12 protein-coding genes are annotated in these 17,949 nt (G+C 72.3%); 3 read left to right on the forward strand and 9 right to left on the reverse strand.

The annotated features are described in order from the left end of the window. Positions 1–288 precede the first annotated feature (288 nt). The 5 genes from ACH4YP_RS21785 to ACH4YP_RS21805 form a co-directional block, all read right to left on the reverse strand. Positions 289–5,361 carry a DNA-binding protein gene (locus ACH4YP_RS21785; RefSeq protein WP_398491892.1) on the reverse strand — a complete coding sequence of 1,691 codons (5,073 nt, stop codon included), beginning with the start codon at positions 5,359–5,361 and terminating at the stop codon, positions 289–291. A 139-nt stretch (positions 5,362–5,500) separates the two neighbouring features. Continuing rightward, positions 5,501–6,364, reverse strand: a complete 864-nt coding sequence (locus tag ACH4YP_RS21790; protein ID WP_398491894.1) for a DUF4132 domain-containing protein — start codon at positions 6,362–6,364, stop codon at positions 5,501–5,503. 175 nt (positions 6,365–6,539) lie between these two features. Continuing rightward, positions 6,540–7,418, reverse strand: a complete 879-nt coding sequence (locus ACH4YP_RS21795) for an LLM class F420-dependent oxidoreductase (RefSeq protein WP_398491896.1) — start codon at positions 7,416–7,418, stop codon at positions 6,540–6,542. A gap of 78 nt (positions 7,419–7,496) precedes the next feature. Beyond that, positions 7,497–10,064 (reverse strand): ABC transporter permease, encoded by a 2,568-nt coding sequence (locus tag ACH4YP_RS21800; RefSeq protein WP_398491898.1) that lies wholly within the window; start codon positions 10,062–10,064, stop codon positions 7,497–7,499. An 11-nt stretch (positions 10,065–10,075) separates the two neighbouring features. After that, the gene (locus tag ACH4YP_RS21805; protein WP_398491900.1) at positions 10,076–10,924 is read right to left on the reverse strand and encodes an ABC transporter ATP-binding protein; all 849 of its coding nucleotides are present in this window, start codon (positions 10,922–10,924) and stop codon (positions 10,076–10,078) included. Positions 10,925–11,120: 196 nt separating this feature from the next. On the opposite strand from ACH4YP_RS21805, the gene ACH4YP_RS21810 reads away from it, so the two are divergent. After that, positions 11,121–11,348 (forward strand): hypothetical protein, encoded by a 228-nt coding sequence (locus ACH4YP_RS21810; RefSeq protein WP_055615889.1) that lies wholly within the window; start codon positions 11,121–11,123, stop codon positions 11,346–11,348. Between the two features lie 49 nt (positions 11,349–11,397). Beyond that, positions 11,398–11,736, forward strand: a complete 339-nt coding sequence (locus ACH4YP_RS21815; RefSeq protein WP_361054825.1) for a fic family toxin-antitoxin system, toxin component — start codon at positions 11,398–11,400, stop codon at positions 11,734–11,736. 50 nt (positions 11,737–11,786) lie between these two features. Here ACH4YP_RS21815 and ACH4YP_RS21820 read toward each other — a convergent pair whose 3' ends face one another. Then, the gene (locus ACH4YP_RS21820) at positions 11,787–12,488 is read right to left on the reverse strand and encodes a class I SAM-dependent methyltransferase (RefSeq protein ID WP_361054787.1); all 702 of its coding nucleotides are present in this window, start codon (positions 12,486–12,488) and stop codon (positions 11,787–11,789) included. Positions 12,489–12,650: 162 nt separating this feature from the next. Then, entirely contained in the window at positions 12,651–13,337 is a 687-nt protein-coding gene (locus ACH4YP_RS21825) for a lipase (protein ID WP_361054790.1), read from the reverse strand. A 223-nt stretch (positions 13,338–13,560) separates the two neighbouring features. On the opposite strand from ACH4YP_RS21825, the gene ACH4YP_RS21830 reads away from it, so the two are divergent. After that, positions 13,561–15,840, forward strand: coding sequence for a LuxR C-terminal-related transcriptional regulator (locus tag ACH4YP_RS21830; protein ID WP_398491902.1), 2,280 nt, complete (start codon positions 13,561–13,563; stop codon positions 15,838–15,840). A gap of 94 nt (positions 15,841–15,934) precedes the next feature. Here the strand turns inward: ACH4YP_RS21830 and bioD are convergent, their stop codons facing one another. Together bioD and ACH4YP_RS21840 are read right to left on the reverse strand one after the other, a co-directional pair. Next, entirely contained in the window at positions 15,935–16,654 is a 720-nt protein-coding gene (gene bioD, locus ACH4YP_RS21835; protein ID WP_398491904.1) for a dethiobiotin synthase, read from the reverse strand. 1 nt (position 16,655) lies between these two features. Further along, complete coding sequence (locus tag ACH4YP_RS21840; protein ID WP_398492208.1) at positions 16,656–17,936, reverse strand: adenosylmethionine--8-amino-7-oxononanoate transaminase; 1,281 nt, start codon at positions 17,934–17,936, stop codon at positions 16,656–16,658. Positions 17,937–17,949 lie beyond the last annotated feature (13 nt).

Below are 17,949 nucleotides of genomic sequence, written 5' to 3' on the forward strand. Positions count from 1 at the left end.
GACCGGAGCCGTACCTGCTCGGAGGCCCGAGGGAGCCGCTCCCGGCCGGAGCCGTGCCCGACCGGAGACCCGGGGGAGCAGCCCCCGACCGGAGCCGTGCCCGACCGGAGACCCGACCGGAGACCCGACCGGAGACCCGACCGGAGACCCGACCGGAGCCGCTCCCGGCCGCAGACCCAGCCCCAGAGTCGTACCCGGCCGACGGAGGCGAGGCGGTCGTGAGCAGTGCCACGACCGCCCTGCCCCGTCCCCCGGCGCCCCCGGCCCATCCCGCCTCTGCCCCAGGGATCAGCGGCGACCCTTCTGCGGTCGCGGCCGTGGTACCTCCAGTTCCTCCAGCCGGGGTTCGTCCCCGTCCAGAATCCGCCGCCAGGCCAGCCGGTAGAGATCGGTGACGGGCCTGGTGGGTACGACGACGCCGAGGACGGCCTCCTCGCCGTGGAGCAGGTCGTACATCGGCACCTTCCACCGCTCCAGCGGAACGTACGGCTTCGCGAGCGGGATCCAGCCGCCGGGCAGGAACAGTGAGCGTCCCGCCCGGGTGCGGCTGCCTTCGAGTACGAGGTCGGTGGCGGCGAGTTCGGCGCGGGCGGCACGGAGGCGGGCCGTTCCGCCCCGCTGTGTCGTCCAGCCGGTCCAGCGGGCGGTGTGGTGGTCGGTGGGATCAGGCATGGCGAGGAGCATCAGGTAGATGACGGCGGCGTCCTCGCCGATGCCGTACCGCTTTGCCACCTCACCGACGAGGTCGGGCACGGACCGGGTGGGATCCTGCGGCCACCACAGACCGTCCGCGTCGCGCCGGCCCGCCACTGGCTCCCCGGGATCGGCGAGCAGCTCCGCGAACCGCCGTTCGTGGACCAGCCGCAGGGCGATGTCCTCGGCGGTCGGCCGTTCACCCGGGACCACCGCCGCCAGGTGGGGGTCGTTCCCGGCGGCGTCCAGCAGCGCCGGGCGGACGGCGGCGACGGGGTCGGGGACCGTGGTGCTCAGCACGACCGCGCCGTGGCGCACGAAGCCGTCACCGGTCTCCGCGGGCTTCCCGGCACCCCGGCGGAAGGCTTCCAGATCGACCCGTCTGCCGAGGTCGATCAGCAGACCCGGGTGGGCCAGCCGGGCGCGTACCGCGCTCAGCACGCCCGGGAGGAGGGCGCGGAGCGGGTCGCCGGACGGGAGTCGGTGGGCGAGCCATGCGGCCAGGGCCAGCGAACCGTTCAGGGTGCCTGTGCCGAAGCCGGGCGTGTTCTCGACGGTGCCCAGGTAGTGGCCTCTGGTCGTCCAGGTCAGGTCGTGGTTCAACCGCGGTTCGGACGCTCCGTCGAGGAACCCGCGCAGCGCGTCGGACGGTTTCCACCACCGCGTGGTCTCCACGGTGCGGACCGCGTCGTGCAGCACCTCCTCGGAGAGGGGCGCACGCCGGCCCACCCGCCGGTTCCAGACCTCCGCCGCCGCGACCACGTCCGGGCCGTCCGTCCACAGCGCGGACGGCTCGGCGGGCAGCAGCGCCGCCGTGACCGCCTGCCAGACGCCGGCGTCCCGGCACCCCACGGCCTCTCTGGCCACGGCGACGTCGGCCGACTTCACCCCGATGGTCTTCAGCGTCTCGGCGGGTACGGGCTTCTTCGCGTCGTCGGTCAGAGGTACTCCCGCGATCGTCAGCCGGGCCATGGTCGGTGAGATACCGGTGAGCCGGGCGAACTCCTCGGCGGCGGCCGGGTACCAGGGCGCCGGACCGCGTGCGGCGAGCTCTGACCGGAAGGCCGTGAACCAGCCGGGCGCACGTGCCGGCTCCAGGGCGAAGGGCTCGTCGGACAGCAGCGTGTACGGAGCGGGTGCCTCGAACCGGCCGGCCGGATCGTGGAAGACCGCCCTGAACAGCTCGCCCTCGGCGTCGCTTCGGCTCCATTCGTTGACAAACACGAGGAACGCGCCGCCGTCCAACTGCAGCACCGTCGCCACATTGCTTCGCAGGGAACCGGGCCCCCGGAACAGACCCCGGTCCAGACGCAGCCGGACAAGCCGCCAGTGGTCGGGGTCCAGCACCGAGAGTTCCTGGGCGTCCAGTTCGGCGAGGAAGGTGTCCAGCACCTTTCCGTGATCCTCGGTGGTGGCCGTCGAGCCGCACCGCAGAGCCAACAGGGACGGCAGCACGGGCAGGGCCAGCCATTCCATGTCGCTCAGGGCCCCCTGCTCGGGCAGGGCGGGGTGCGGACTGCCCGCCGGGGCCGGTTCGTTGAGACCGCGCCGTGCCTCCCCGAGGAGGCGCAGCAGCCGGACGATCGTGCCGGACGGTTGGTGGTAGTAGTACGTCGTGCCCCCCACCAGGTACCGGCGGCCGTTCAGGCCGAGGCCCTGCAGTGCCGCGGTGAGTACGCCGTCGCCGAGCTCGGGTCGGCGCTCCTCCCGGACGCCGCCCGTGACCGCCGTGTCGAGCCGGGTGCGCGCCGCGTCGAGGACACGTTGCTGCTCGGCGGCGAACCGCACCACTCCGGCGATGCCTGCGAGCAGCGCCTCGTGGCCGACCTCCGGCAGCAGCGTGCGGATCAGTCCGGGCAGCCCGTCCCGGCCGTCAGCGTCGGCCCGTTCCCTCCCCGGACCGTTCTGGCCCTCGGCGTCCCCAGGCCGCTGGGTGACGGCGCCCGCCAGCAGCGCCGCCGCCGTGTCCTCGTCGACCCGGCGGAGCGCCGCGGAGCCCTGTGGGTCGCGTGGCTGGAGCAGGTGCCAGTAGCGCAGGGGCGGCAGGAGCGGAGTTCCCGCGGTGAAGGTTCCGGCGGTGTGGTCCTGCGGGATCTTGGCCGTCACCGAGCCGTTCCCGTCGACCAGCCTGATCCCGTCGTACTCCTGGATCACGGCCAGCGGCCGGTCGGCGCCGGGGAACTCCAGCACCCATCGCGGGCTGCGGCTGCGATCCCTGCCGGGCGGCACGACGACCGAGCGCCCGGCCAGGTCCTCGCCCCGCCGCGAGCCGTCGGGCAGTGTCACCACCCGCCAGCCGAGCACCCCGTCCACCGGGGAGCACATCGGACCCGGCGGGACGGAGGGGGCGGGCAGCAGCCAGCCCGCCTCGAAGGTGCTTCCCCGCGGGGCGGCGCGCAGGCCCTCGCCGAACCAGTCCGGTTGTCCGGGTTCGCCGAGCGTGTCGCCGACCGGGTCGTACGCGTGCCACGTCTTGTGGTTGTAGTCGGTGCCCACCATGGACCACACCCAGTACGACGTGCCGTCGCTGATCACCTGCCGCGCCTCTGGAACGACCGTGTCCCCGCGGCGCAGCACTCCGTGACCGGTGGTCCGGCCGCCACCGGGAAGCGGGAGCGAGACGGGGGTCATGTTCCCGCCCAGGCCGTCGCGCCCGTCCACACTGCTGGTGCGGGAGTAGCCGGACCCCTCGACCGTCACCCACTGGGAGTGGGTGTGGTGCCAGTAGCCCTGCCTGCCGTGTACGTCGACCGGACGCCACCAGACGAACAACTCGCCGTCCACGTAGTGGAAGTCGACATCCCTGCGGTAGCGCGTCGCCTGTTCGGGGACGCACAGCTCGTGCGCGAGCGCCGTACCCTCCGCACCGATCACCCGGAGTTGCATGCCGGCCAGCACGATGAGGTGCGGCCAGGCGTCGGTGACGAGGACATCCCGCTGCAGATTCCCCGATTCGTGTGCTTCGAGCGCTTCTTCCCAGGCGGGCCAGCCCAGTTCGTCGAGGAGCCCGGACCGCAGGGCGCGGGCTAGCGCCGGGGCGATGCCGGTGCTCAGCGCTTCTCGAACCGCCTTCTCGGCAACCGCCAGTGCCTCTCCCGGCAGCCAGCTCAGCGTCTCGAAAACGCCGCCGGAGTAGCTGCTGAACGCGGGCAGTTCCGCCGTGACGTACTCCCGGCAGACCTCGCCGACCCATTCGGCGAGCAGCGGTCGTCCACCGGGAGACCCGGCCAGGGTGACGACCGTCTCCGCGTGGCCCGACCTCTTGTACGTGGGGCAGCCGTGGTGGAACGCCGAGTGGAAGCGGTGGTCGGCTGCCAGGGCGACCAGATCGCGCCGCTGGTCACAGGCGGCCCACGACACCAGGTCGAGGCCGTGACGCTCCTCGGGTTCCGCCACCGGAACGCCTAGGGACAGCAGTTGGTCGAGGAGGTTCACATCGCCGAGAGGGGGCGGCAACTGGCCACCGGAGGACTCCAGTTCGGTACGCAGCGTGTCCGCCATGCGGTCGACGAGCGGATACAGCCCTGCCGGAGTGAGGCGATGGCCGGCCCGGCACAGCTCCAGGAATCTGCGGGTCCAGCCGGCCGTACCGTCGGCGGGACGCACCTCCGCGGGCAGGGTCGCCTCGCAGAGCCCCGCCGTGGCACCGGACTTCTCCAACAGGTCCAGCCACTGGGGCAGTTCCTCCCGCTCCCACTTCGAGGGCAGCAGCTCCAGCAGGGTGCCGCGGAAGGCGGGTTCCCGCCGGGTCAGCTCCAGCAGCGCCGGCCGGTGTGTCTTCCACCAGCCGACCGGAGCCTTGACGGTGCCGGGCAGCGTCAGCATCTCGCGCAGATAGGCGATCTCCTCCGCGAGCGCGTTCCTGCCCGCGACAGCCTTCGCGAGTCTGCGCAGCTCAGCCGCGCCCGGCCCCGACGGAGGCAGCCCGTTCGCGGCCAGGCGCACGAAGAGTCCGCGAACGTGCCGGAACGCCGTCGCGGCCGGGACCCGGGACGACAGCCCCTTGGCGTAGCTGGAGAGCATCTTCGTCGGCACGGCCTCGGCGAGGGCGAACTCCAGGAACACCGCGTCCATGCGCTCCTCGTCGAACGGCAGCGCGTGCGCCGTCTCGGCCTTGCGCGCGTTGACGAACATCTGGGACGCGTACGCCGTCTCGTCGGCGGCCAGGAACACCCGGCCCGCCTGCTCGTAGAAGGTCGGCAGGAAGTGCGGTACGGAGCCCGCGAGCCGTTCGCCGATCGACTCGTAGGTGGCCCGCGCCTTCTTCGGCCTGGATTTCGCCGTCCGCGCCACCTTGTTCATCTCCTCGACCAGGGACATGGCCAGGTGGCCGTCCGAGGGGTGATGAACCAGCACCCATTCCGGGAAGCCCAGTGCCCGCGGCTGGCCGAGGCCGACCTCCGTCGGCTCGCCCTCGGGTCGGAGGCCGAGAAAGCCGGTGCCCAAGCCCTCTCCCTGTTCGGCGGCGACCAGCCGTACGACGATCCGGTCGTCCAGCCCCGGATGCCGGTAGGCCTGCGTGAACATGGGCACGGCCCGGTCACCGCTCCCGGTCGTTCCCGGGGGCAGTACCGCGCCGGCTCGCAGGAGCTCCTCCGCCTCCGCCGTTGCCCCGCCCCGGGCCGCCGAGCCGTTGGCCGGTGCGTCCTTGGCCACCGTGTCGCTCATGATTCCGTGCCTTTCGTGGCCGTGCGGCCGGTCCCCGGGGCCCCGCTCGTCCGTGTGCGCCCGTTGGTCTCTGTCATGTGCGGTGCCCCGGCCACGACCGTGGCCCCGAGGTGTGCCGCCGTCCGTGCCGCCGTGTCGGTCACGCGGCGTGGTCCGCGGCCACGGTGCGGCCGGCGTGCAGGGCGGCGGCCATGCGCATGCCCTCGGACCACGCCACGGGGCCGACCTCGGACAGCCGGAGTCGGTCCCATCCGTTGCGCCAGCTCAGATCGCCGGTCCGGCCCTCTTCGTCGTAGTACGGGTTGCCGATGTCGACCGACGCGGTGAAGACCCGCCCGGCGTCCCGGATCCGGCCGGTCACGCGGCCGTCGGCGACCTTGTAGCCGAGCGAATCGGCGCGGGCGGAGAGATGGAACCAGGAGCTGTACTCGGCGCCGGAGAACTCGGTGACCGTCTCCGCGTCACCGCCGATGTCACCCGGCTTGTGCCAGGTCGCGCGGTGGATCTGTTCGACACCCTGGACCACGCCCAACTCGGCGGCGAACACCCGGAGTTCGTCGAGCTCCGGGAGCAGGACCGGGTGGGGCATGGTCACCGTGCGGGGGGAGAGGCGGACGGTCTCGCCGTCCAGGTTCACCACCCGAAGCTCACCCGAGTCGTCGGCGTCCCGCAGAAAACCGACCTCGTCCGGGCTCTCGCCGACCACGACCAGGTCACGCAGTGCCGACTGCCACGCCTCGTCGGGCCAGACCCGGGCCAGCAGGCCGGTCGGCACCGGCAGCGAGGACACCATCCAGTTGTCGACCCGCGCCGCGCACTCCGCCGCGTGCCGGTCCAGCCACTCGGCGAACCGCTGCAGCTCGATCACTTCGGGGTGGTCCCGTAACTCTCCCGGCAGCGTTCTCAACTGCCCTTCCCCGGACGCCTCGGACGCGGACCGGGCCACTACCCGGCCTTCCACCAGAGCGATCTCGTAGGTGTCGCCAACTGCCAGCCAACCCATAGGTCTTCTCTGCCTCTTTCGCCGTTCGGAACCCGGCACAGCGCGACCGGCGGCCCGAATCGGCCCACCCCGCTGTGACTGTCCGCGAAAGAGTAGAGGCACCCACTGACAGTTTCCGGCGATCGAGCAGTCCTGAACTGTCAGGTCCTGTCGGGTCCCGTCGAGTTCTGTCGGCCTAGGCCTCGCGCAGCCGTGCGACCACGGGGGCGAACGCCTCCATGTTCGGCTCCAGAACGGTCAGATACGAGAACCCGAACCGGTCCCGCTGGGCCCGCACCCGCTCGACGATGTCGTCCAGCGTCCCCACGAGGACGATCGGCATCTCCAGGACCTGCTGTTCGGTCAGGTGGGGGATGTGGGACAGCCACGGCTGGATCGCGGCACCGGGATCGTCGGTGACGGTGACGATCTGGATCAGCAGGTTCAGCTCGGCCGGCTCCGCGCGCCCGGCCGCCAACTTCCGGTACAGGGCGACCCGTTCGCCGAGTTCCTCCGCCGCGAGCGGCTCCAGCGCACCGCCGTCCCGGGTACGCGCCGCGGTGAACGCCGCGATGTCCGCGTGCTCGGCGGTCAGCCGCAGCATCCGGTCGCCGTTGCCGCCGATCAGCAGCGGCACACGTTCTTGCACGGGCCGCGGCTGCTGGCCCTCCGAGTCGAGGATCCGTCCCAACTCCTCGACCGTACGCCGGAGATGGTCCACACGCTCACCAGGTGAACCCCAGGGGAGGCCCGCCGTCTCGTGCTCCGCCTGTACGTAGCCGGTGCCGAGCCCGAGTTCCAGGCGGCCGCCCGTCAGCGCGTCCGTCGTGGCCACCTCGCGGGCCAGCAACGCCGGGTTCCAGAAGCCGGCGTTGAGCACGAACGTGCCCAGGCGCGGCCGCTCGGTCGCCTCGGCGGCGGCGACCAGCGCCGGGAAGGGCGCGGGCATGCCGAGGTGGTCCGGGGCCAGGATCACGTCGTAGCCGAGTTCCTCGGCCCGACGGCACTTCGCGCGCCATTCGTCGGCGGGTGCAAGGCTCATCAGATTGACGCCGAAACGGAACGAGCGGACCATGAACTCTCCTCACCGGTAAGGGACTTGAGTACGCCGAGTACATCGCGCCATGCGCGTGGAGCAGGCTCCGCGAGTCAATCACTCGTGCGCGATGGCCGCCAGCACGTTCATGCGGGACGCCCGCAACGCCGGCAGCAGCGCCGCCACGATGCCCACGACGGCCGAGCCCACCACGACCGCGACGAGGGTCGTCCACGGGATCGCGAGCGCCTTCATCCCCTGCAGGGCGAGGACCTGCTGCACGCACACGCCCCACACGAGCCCGAGCGCGAGCCCGAGGACCGCGCCGAACACGGCGATCACCACCGACTCCAGCCGGATCATCCGCCGCAACTGCCGCCGGGCGAGCCCGATCGCGCGCAGCAGCCCGATCTCCCGGGTGCGCTCCACGACCGACAGGGCAAGGGTGTTGACCACTCCGAGCACCGCGATGACGATCGCGAGGCCGAGCAGCGCGTACACCAGGTAGAGCAGCACGGCGATCTGATCGTGGATCAGCTTCTTGTAGTCGGCCAGGTCACGCACCTGCACCTGCGGATACGGGTCCAGCGTCTTGTCGAGGTTCGCGCGCAGGGTGTCGGCGGAGGTGCCCGAGGCCGCGTTCACGTACAGCGCGGAGTCCTGCCCGCCGGGCACGTACTTCTCGATCGTGCCGAGGCCGAGGAACAGCCCGCCCTGCGTGCCGAAGCCCTCGGCGGCGTCCTGGTCGGTCAGCGCCGCCACCTTCAGTTCGGCCTTCTGCCCGGCGGGGAACTCGACGGGGATCGTGCTGCCGAGGCGTACGTCGTGGTCCTTGGCGAAACCCGCGTCCATGGCGATGCTGCCGTCCGCGAGCGCGGCGGCCGTGTCACCCTCCGCGTACGTGATGCGGGCGACCTCGTCGAGCTGCGACTCGTAGCCCGCGGCGGTCGTCTCGACGCGCTTGCCGTCCGGCAGCCGGACGGCGACCGGCGCGAACCGCTGCCGTACGACGAGTCCCGCGCCCGCCGTGTCCTGCACCTTCTCGGTGATCTCCTGCGGGAACGGCAGGAAGTTGGCGTTCTGCACCACGAAGTCGGCGCCCAGCGTCTTGTCGATCTGGTCGTCGAAGGACTTGGACATCGAGGCGCTCGCCACGGACATGCCGCCGACCAGCGCGAGGCCCACCATCAGGGCGGCCGCGGTGGCGCCGGTGCGGCGCGGGTTGCGCAGCGCGTTGCGCTGGCTCATCCGGCCGATCGAGCCGAACACGGCGGGGAAGAAACCGCCGAGGACGCGGATCACCGGCCGGACGAGCAAGGGCCCGGCGATGACCGTCGCGATGAGGGTGAGGACGACCCCGAGGCCCAGCAGGGAGGCGGCGGAGCCGGTCTCCGTGGCCGTCACACACCCCACGAGCGCGGCGGCGCCCAGCGCGCCGACGATCAGCCCCACCACGGCCCGTACCCGCAACGGCCGTCCCACACCGGCGATCTCGGCGTCCGCCAGCGCGGCCATCGGCGACACGCCGGCCGCCCGGCGGGCCGGCAGATACGCCGCGACGAAGGTGACGCCCACCCCGACGACGTACGCCGAGACGGGTGTCGGCCAGCCGATGACCATCTCGGCGGTCTTCAGGTTCATACCGAACAAACTCATGAGCTCGATCAGCCCGATCGCGAGCCCGATGCCCGCGGCCAGGCCGAGCGTCGAGCCGACCAGGCCCAGCAGCGTCGCCTCCAGGAGCACGGACCGGCGCACCTGCCGCCGGTCGGCGCCGAGCGCGCGCAACAGGCCGAGTTCACGGGTGCGTTGGGCGATCAGCATGGAGAAGGTGTTGACGATCAGGAAGACCCCGACCAGTACCGCGATACCGGCGAAACCGAGCATCACGTACTTGATCACGTCGAGGAATCCGCCCAGTTGGGCGGCGGCGGTCTCGGCCTGCTCGTCGGCGGTCTCCAACTCGTAGGTGCCCGAGCCGATCGCGGCGGCGATGCGCTGCTTGAGCTGTGTGTCGCTCACCCCTTCCGCCGCGTCCACCGAGATGCTGGTCGCGACACCCGTCCGGCCCAGCAGCTTGGTCTGCGCGACCGCCGGGTCGAGGAAGACCAGCGCGGCACCCGGGTTGGTGGTGGTGAAGGTCGCGATACCGACGATCTTCACCTTGAACGACCCGGGCTGCGCGATGACGGTCAGCGTGTCACCGATGCCGACGTGCTTCTTGTCGGCCGTGTCCGCGTCGAGGAGTGCCTCGTCGGGCCCGCGAGGGGCGTGCCCCGAAGTCAGCTTCACGGGGCTGCGCTCGGTGACGTACCAGTCGCCCGCGATGGTGGGCGCGCCGGTGGTCGGGCCCACCGACTCGTTCTCGCTGTCGACGACGGTGATGTTCTCGACGCCCACGTCCGGACGCGCCCGGGCGACCCCGTCGACCTTGTCGATGCGGGCCACCAGGCTCGTGGGCACGGTCGCGGTGGCCCCGGAGGGGATCTGCGAGTCGAGATCCTCCTTCGGGGTCACGGTCACGTCGGCCGACGTGGACGCGAACAGCCGGTCGAAGGTGCGCGTGACCGTGTCCGAGAAGATCAGGCTGCCCGCGACGAACGCCACGGACAGGACGACGGCCAGCGCCGAGAGCATCAGCCGGCCCTTGTGCGCGAGGAAACTCCGGAGTGTCGCCTTCAGCACGACAGCCTGCCTCAGTCCTTGTCGGGGGCGATGCCCTGGTCGGGAGCGATGCCCTGGCCGGCGGCGCCGTCGCCCTCGACCGCCCCGCGAATGGTGTCGAACCTCTTCATGCGTTCCAGCACCGCGTCCGCCGTGGGCCGCGCCATCTCGTCCACGATCCGTCCGTCCCCGAGGAAGAGGACCAGGTCGGCGTGGGCGGCGGCGCCCGGATCGTGCGTGACCATGACGACGGTCTGGCCCAGCTCGTCGACCGCGTCCCGCAGGAAGCCGAGCACCTCGAGTCCGGCCCGCGAGTCGAGGTTGCCCGTCGGCTCGTCCGCGAAGATCAGCTCGGGGCGCGAGGCGAGGGCGCGGGCACAGGCGACGCGCTGCTGCTGCCCGCCGGAGAGCTGCGCCGGCCGGTGCTTGAGCCGGTCGCGCAGGCCGAGCTGGTCGATGACCTGGTTCAGCCACTTCTCGTCGGCCTTCTTGCCCGCGATGTCCATGGGCAGCGTGATGTTCTCGGCCGCGTTCAGGGTGGGGATCAGGTTGAACGACTGGAACATGAAGCCGATCCGGTCGCGGCGCAGCTGGGTCAGCTCCCGGTCCTTCAACCCGGTGATTTCTGTGTCTCCCAGCCACACCTGTCCGGCCGAAACGGTGTCAAGACCCGCCAGGAGGTGCATCAGTGTGGACTTCCCGGAGCCCGAGGGGCCCATGACCGCGGTGAAGCGGCCGCGCGCGATGTCCACGTCGACCGAGTCGAGGGCGAGCACGGTCGTCTCGCCCGATCCGTACGCCTTGGTGAGGCCGCGGGCGCGGGCCGCGATCCCCTCGGCGTCCGTGCGCCCGAGGGCGTGCTCCGCAGCTGCTGTGGACAAGGCCGCCTCCTAGGTGGGACTCCGGTGTCCGCGGGCGAGCCTAGTGTGATGCGCGGCACACTCGGTATCCCCCCGAGGTGCCGGTCGTTCTCCGCCGCAGGTCGGTGCCCCTGGGATTCATGTAAGGGGCACCCTTAGGGGAGGGGTGATTCGGGCCCTCTTGCCTCTGCTAGCACATCGGCGCTAGCTTCGAGGTATGGCTAAGACCCAGCTGAACGTGCGCGTGGACGAGGGAACCGCCCGCGCCGCGCGCGAACGCGCCCTGGCCCGCGGAATGAGCGTCAACCGCTACATAGAGGAACTGGTCAGACAGGACACCGGAGAAGCCGGCCACACCTTCGTCGAGGCCGCCGCCGACTTCATGAAGCAGTACGAGTCCGTCTTCGTCGAGGAGTTCGGCGCGGAGCGAGAAGGCCGTCGCTGAGCCCTTGAACGAACCCCTGAACATCAGAGTCGACCTCGCCTGGCTCCTCATGGTCGCCGAGCACAAGACACCGGGCGACCCCCAGGTCACCGACTTCGGAGCCTTGGTGGCCGCCGTCAGCCGCCACGAGGCCGAGATATTCGGCGTCCCCGTCTACGACACCCCGCACACCCGTGCCGCCGCGCTGCTCCAGCTCCTGCTGCACGTCCCGGCACTCGAACGCTCCAACGCGATGTTCGCCATGGCCGTCGCGTACGCCTACCTCGTCGCCAGCGGCCTGAAGGTCGTCACCTCGCCCGAGCAGGTCCGTGAGCTGGCCCGCCTGGTCAAGATGGGCGGGGCCACGGTGGACGACATCGCACGCGAACTGCGCCAGTGGAGTCTGTGAACCCTCGGACTCCTGAGCCGGGCTCCTGAGGCCGGGCGGTCGTCCCGGTCTCAGGAACCGGGCGAGCTCTCGACCGCGGGCCGGCGCGCGGTCCCCAGCACGCAGTACGAACTCGGCGTCCGCGGCCCCTTCTCGGGCACCAGCAGCCGACGGTACGGGCCCAGTTCGTACCCCGCGTCCCTGATCGCGGCCACGGGGTCACGGCTCACATGACAGCCGCCGAAGAACAGCGGCCACACCGTCCGGTCCAGGACGCGCTGACCGGCGTTCATCGCACGGCCGCCGCCCCTCCCGTGCTCGAAGAACCGCAGCTCACCGCCCGGGCGCAGAACGCGGCGGATCTCGGCGAGGGCCCGCGGCAGGTCTCGTACGCTGCACAGGACCAGACTCACGACCGCCGCGTCGAAGGCCTCACTCTTGACCGGGAGCGCCTCCGCGACGCCCGGGACCACGTCGACCGGCACGTCGGAGCGCAGGGCCGCGGTCACCGCCAACGTCCGCAGGCGGCGCTCCGGTTCGATGGCGACGACCTCCGAGACCGTGCTCGGATAGTGGGCGAAGTTCAGTCCGTTGCCCGCGCCGATCTCGATGACCCGGCCGGAGAGCCCGGCGAGCAGCTCCTCGCGGTGGACGCCGATGGCCGGCTCCGCCGCCACGCTGCACTTGGCGTAGAAGCGGGCGAACAGCGGATGGTGAACCGGGGCCGGGGCAGGCCGGCCCGTCCTGGTGGTGCTGGAGCCGCGCGGTCGCATGAGGGACCTCCCATAGAAGGTCGGGGCCTACCGCGATTGTCCCCCGGGACGGGCTCGCTCACCCGTTCGCGGGTCGTCCTGATTCGGTGGGCGCGGTGCCGCCCCGTGGCCCCGGCCGTGCGGGGACCACAGGGCGGGCCGTGACGGGCCGCGACGGGCGGGTCAGGCGATGAAGTCGCGCACCTGCTCGTAGACGCCGTGGTCGTTGTTCATCTCGTCGTGCGAGACGCACCCGACCTCGACGTTCGTGGCACCGCTGAGGATCGCGGTGGTGTCGGGGGTCAGGGCGGCGTCGCAGTTCGACCAGTAACTGGCGTAGGAGACGCTGCCCGGTGTCTCGTCGCCCGAGTTGAGCGAGGTCAGGAACGAACTGCCGGTGTACATCTCCGCGCAGGAGGTGTAGATCCAGCTGCACCAGCCGGCGGTCGTGGTCCCGTGGTTGGTCCCGGCCGTGGAGACGAAGTCGTCGACGTACGAGGTCCCGCCGAGGTTCTTGAGGTAGTAGCGGGAGTTGAGCGCGCCCATCGAGTGCACGACCAGGTCGACCTTGGACGCGCCGGTCTGGGAGAGCACGCTCTGGATCTTGGTGGACAGCTGCTGGGCGGTCGTGGCGTTCGACTTGCCCCAGTCGTAGGACCAGGCGAACAGCTCGGAACTGGTGTAGCCGTCGGCCTTGAAGTCGGCGGTCCAGTCGTCCCAGCTGCTCGACGAACTGCTCAGGCCGTGCACGAAGACGACGGGATTGCGGGCGGCGGCGTTCGCCGGGGACGCGGGCAGGGACAGGGACAGAAGCAGCGACGCGAGGACCGCTGCGAAGACCGTGCCGGCAGTGCGTGTGCGGCGGGTCATGGTGCCTCCTGATGCGGGTGGGTTCGTCAGGAGTGTCAGGTCGGGTCTACGCGCGCCGCATCGGTGAAATCGCCGGTCTTTACGCACCACTTAACTCGCCAGTAACGTGAGAGGTGTGGTGACCTCGGTGAACCCCCCGCCTCTCCCGCAGCATTCGCCACCGCCCCTGACGAACGCCCCGGAACAACCGGGCGGCACGCCGCGAACGCACCCGCGAACCCCGATGTCCGAAGGCGTCCGGGTCCGGGTGCTGCGTGCCGTGCACGGCGATCCGCACGCGGCCGTGGAACTCGCCGCCGCCCTGAGCGAGCACCAACTGGCCGGTCTGGAACCGCTTCCCGCCGAGCCCGTCGCCGTCGCCCCCGGCCTCCTGCGGTCCCAGCGGCGCGAGATCAGGACCCTCCCGCCGGACACCCGGCGGCTCCTGCTGATCGCCGCCGCCGACCAATATCCCCTCGCCACGCACGCCTTCCAGCGCGCGGTGAACGCGGCCCGGCTGGACACCGGGCCCCTCGACGACGCCGAGGCGGCCGGATTCGCCCAACCGACCTCCGCCGGAGTCGTGTTCCGGGACCCCTGGACCCGTATCGCCGCCTACGAGACCGCGTCGGCCCTGGACCGGCGCGAGACCCACCGGCTGCTCGCCCGTGTCCTGCGCGGCGAGGGCGAGGCACCCCGCCGGTCCTGGCACCGCGCCGCCGCCGCACTCGGGCCCAGCCGACGGCTCGCGGGTGAGCTGCGCGCAGCGGCGCACGAGGCCCGGGCCGCGGGCGAACACGCGCTGGCCTGCGCCCTCCTCGAACGGGCCGCCGTACTGACCCCCGACCCGCGGGAACGCCCCCGCCTGCTGGCCCGGGCCGCCGCCGACGCCTGGCGCTCCGGCGACGCCGACCGGGCCCGCCGCCTCGCCGCCCACGGCGACGTCGACGGGCTGAGCGGACTGCTCGCTCTACGCGCGGGGAACGCCACGGAGTCCTTCGACGCGCTGCTCTCGGAGGCGGTACGCGGCGCGGAGGCGGTACGCGTCATGGGGCCGGGGGAGCGGGCGCTCGGCGTCGAGCCGGACCGAGGCGCCAACGGCGATCGCACCGACAGTGACCGGGCCGACCGTGACCGCGCCGACGGCGACCGCGCGGTCGGCAGCGCGCTGATCGAGGGCGTGGGCGGCATTCGAGGCGTACGCCCTGTCGTGCCCGCCGCTCCGGACGTGGCCGCGCACCTGATGGCACGTGCCACCGAAGCCGCCGTCTACACCGGCGACCTGCGCCGATGCCTGGAGGCCGCGGCCGTCGCCGACCGGTACGGGATCGTGCCACCGGGCACGCTCGGGGGACTGGCCGCAGCGTTCGAAGGGCGGTACGAGGACGCCCGCGACCTCCTGAAAGCCGCCGCCGGGCGCTGCGGGCCCGGCGGCGACCCCACCTCGCTGATCCACTCCGCCATCGCCGCCCTGCTCCTCGGCGACCACACCCTCGCCGCCTCCGCGGCCGTACGCGCCGCCGCTTCCGCCCGGGCCAGGGGCGAGTCCATGACCGTCCCGCAGGCCATGGAGTTCCGGGCGTACGCCGAGTTCTGGACGGGCCGCCCACGGGCCGCGGGCGCCGCCACCCTGGACGCCCTGCGCCAGGCGTACGCCACCGGGCAGGACAACGGGGCCTGTCATCTCCAGGCCGCCCTCGCCATGTTCGCCGCCGTCACCGGCGACGAGGACGTCTGCCGGGCCCGCGCCGAAGCGGCCCGTACCTACGCACTGGAACGTGGTCTCGGCCTGGCCGCCGCCCTCGCCCTGTGGGCGCTCGCCTTCCTCGACCTCAGCACCGGCCGTTACGCGGCGTCCGCGTCCCGGCTGCGCGCCCTCGCCGGCTTCGGCCCCGGTCACGGGCACCGGGCCGTACGCCACCTCGCCACCCCGCACTACGTGGAAGCCGCCGTGCGCACCGGCGACACCCGGGTCGCGCGGGCCGCCCACGCCGACTACGACCGCTGGGCGAGCGCCGTCCGCAGCCCCGACGACCTTGCCCTCAGCGCCCGTTGCCGGGCCCTGCTGGCCACCGGGCCGGAGGCCGTCGAGCACTACCGGACCGCCCTCGACCTGCACGCCGGCGGCACCCGCGACTTCGAACGCGCCCGTACGGAGCTGCTGTTCGGCGGCGCCCTACGACGGCTGCGCAACCGCACCGAGGCGCGGGACCGGCTGCACAGCGCGCTCGAAGCGTTCGAGCACTTCGGTGCGCCGCACTGCGCCGCGCAGGCCCGGGGCGAACTCCGTACCTTGGGCGAGCCCGCCCAACCTCCGGGCGGGGCCCGCGACTTGGCCACTCTGCTCACCGCTCAGCAGCTGACGGTGGCCCGGATGGCCGCCGACGGTGCGACCAACCGGGAGATCGCGTCCCGGCTGTTGCTCAGTCCGCGCACGATCGACCATCACCTGCGCGGGGTGTTCAACCGCCTCGGGATCCGGTCGCGGATCGAACTGGTGAGGTTGCTGGCGTCGGAGGAGTGAGCGTGCCGCGGGCATGCCGTTGTGCGGCCGCGGGCCGTCCGTGGCTGGTCGCGCCCACGCGGCGGAGCCGCGGAATGACACAGCCCCGCGCCTCTTACGGGGCGTGTCCAGCTGCGAAAGCCTCCGCGTCCCACGTTCCCCTCAGCCGTGGCGCGAGCCAACTGCCCGCCGCCGCGCGGAAGTCGGCGACGGGGAGTCCGCCGCAGCCCTCGGGAAGGGCGCCCAGCAGCGGCGCCTCGGCGACCACCGGCAGATCCGCGAGGTTGCAACGTGACGCGAGGTCCGGCTCGTTCGGCCAGCTGCCCAGCACCACACCCAGCAGGTCGAGCCGCCGGCCGCGTAGTTCACGGGCCGTCAGCTCCGTCGTGTTCAGCGTGCCGAGCCCGGCGGAGGCGACCACCAGGACGGGCGCGTCCAGTAGCCGCGCCACGTCCGCGAGTGTGCCGCCCTCGTCGTCGAACCGTACGAGCAGGCCGCCCGCACCCTCGACCAGTACGAGGTCGTGCTCGGCGGCCAACTTGCCCGCCGCCTCCGCCACTTCGGCCGGCCGCACCGGCGCGAGGCCGGACCGCCGGGCCGCCGTGGCGGGAGCCAACGGCTCGGGATAGCGGGCGAGTTCGACGGACGTCACCGCGCCCGCGAGCCGGGCCACCTCGTCGGCGTCCCCGCGCTCGCCCGGCAGCACACCGGTCTGGGCGGGCTTGAGCACGGCCACGGACCGCCCGGCCGCGAGAGCCGCCGCGGCGACGGCCGCGGTCGTCACCGTCTTGCCGACCTCCGTGCCCGTCCCCGTGATCACCAGTACCGAAGACATGTCAGCCCTCCCTGGCGGCCGCGCACACCGCGGCCGTGATCCGCGCCAGATCCGCGTCCCCGGTGACATACGGCGGCATCGTGTACACGAGGTCCCGGAACGGGCGCAGCCATACGCCCTCGCGGACCGCCGCCCGGGTCGCCGCCGCCATGTCGATCTCGTGGTCGAGCTGCACGACCCCGATGGCACCGAGCACGCGTACGTCCCGCACCCCCGGCAGCTCCGCCGCCGGAGCCAGCCCCTCGCGCAGCCCCGTCTCGACGCGCTTGACCTCGGTCTGCCAGTCCTGGCCGAGCAGCAGGTCGATCGAGGCGCAGGCCACGGCGGCGGCGAGCGGGTTGCCCATGAAGGTCGGCCCGTGGGCGAGGACCGGCACCTCACCTTGCGAGATCCCGTCGGCGACCCGCGCGGTGCAGAGCGTGGCCGCCATCGTCAGATAGCCGCCGGTCAGCGCCTTGCCCACGCACATCACGTCGGGTGTCACCCCCGCGTGCTCGGCCGCGAACAGGGTGCCCGTACGGCCGAAGCCCGTCGCGATCTCGTCGAACACGAGCAGCACGTCATGCGCGTCGCACGCCTCGCGCAGCACCCGCAGATACGCGGGGGAGTGGAACCGCATCCCGCCCGCGCCCTGCACCACCGGCTCCACGATCACCGCGGCCAGCTCGTCCGCGTGCCGCTCGATCAGCTCACGCAGCTGGTCCGCGTACGACTCCTCGTACGCGACCGGCGGCGGGTCCGCGAACACCTGGCGCTGGAGCACGCCCTGCCACAGCTCGTGCATCCCGCCCTCGGGGTCGCACACCGACATGGGCTGCCAGGTGTCGCCGTGGTAGCCGCCGCGCCAGGTGAGCAGGCGCTGCTTGTCGGGACGGCCGAGGGAACACCAGTGCTGGAGGCACATCTTGACCGCGACCTCGACCGACACCGAGCCGGAGTCGGCCAGGAAGACATGCTCAAGCCCCTCGGGTGACATGTCGACAAGGCGCTTCGCCAGCCGTACGGCGGGCTCGTGCGTGAGCCCGCCGAACATCACGTGGCTCATCCGGCCGAGCTGGTCGCGGGCCGCCTCGTTGAGCGCGGGGTGGTTGTAGCCGTGGATCGCCGACCACCAGGACGACATGCCGTCGATCAGCTCGGTGCCCGTGCCGGCCAGCCGCAACCGAACCCCGCTCGCCGACTCCACGACGAGCGGTTCCTGCCGCCCGGGCATCGGCCCGTACGGATGCCAGACGTGCCGCCGGTCGAGCTCCAGCAGCTCGGGCACGGAGAGGCCGGACACCGAGAGGCCGGAC

Origin of the sequence: Streptomyces sp. NPDC020747 (genome assembly GCF_044334695.1) — a bacterium.
Taxonomy (GTDB): Bacteria; Actinomycetota; Actinomycetes; order Streptomycetales; family Streptomycetaceae; genus Streptomyces.

What these genes read in the sequence shown, in the direction of transcription:
- ACH4YP_RS21825 (WP_361054790.1), bottom strand. Translation starts at nt 13,337, where the DNA reads ATGACCCGCCGCACACGCACTGCCGGCACGGTCTTCGCAGCGGTCCTC.
- ACH4YP_RS21830 (WP_398491902.1), top strand. Translation starts at nt 13,561, where the DNA reads ATGTCCGAAGGCGTCCGGGTCCGGGTGCTGCGTGCCGTGCACGGCGAT.
- ACH4YP_RS21785 (WP_398491892.1), bottom strand. Translation starts at nt 5,361, where the DNA reads ATGAGCGACACGGTGGCCAAGGACGCACCGGCCAACGGCTCGGCGGCC.
- bioD (WP_398491904.1), bottom strand. Translation starts at nt 16,654, where the DNA reads ATGTCTTCGGTACTGGTGATCACGGGGACGGGCACGGAGGTCGGCAAG.
- ACH4YP_RS21795 (WP_398491896.1), bottom strand. Translation starts at nt 7,418, where the DNA reads ATGGTCCGCTCGTTCCGTTTCGGCGTCAATCTGATGAGCCTTGCACCC.
- ACH4YP_RS21815 (WP_361054825.1), top strand. Translation starts at nt 11,398, where the DNA reads ATGGTCGCCGAGCACAAGACACCGGGCGACCCCCAGGTCACCGACTTC.
- ACH4YP_RS21810 (WP_055615889.1), top strand. Translation starts at nt 11,121, where the DNA reads ATGGCTAAGACCCAGCTGAACGTGCGCGTGGACGAGGGAACCGCCCGC.
- ACH4YP_RS21820 (WP_361054787.1), bottom strand. Translation starts at nt 12,488, where the DNA reads ATGCGACCGCGCGGCTCCAGCACCACCAGGACGGGCCGGCCTGCCCCG.
- ACH4YP_RS21790 (WP_398491894.1), bottom strand. Translation starts at nt 6,364, where the DNA reads ATGGGTTGGCTGGCAGTTGGCGACACCTACGAGATCGCTCTGGTGGAA.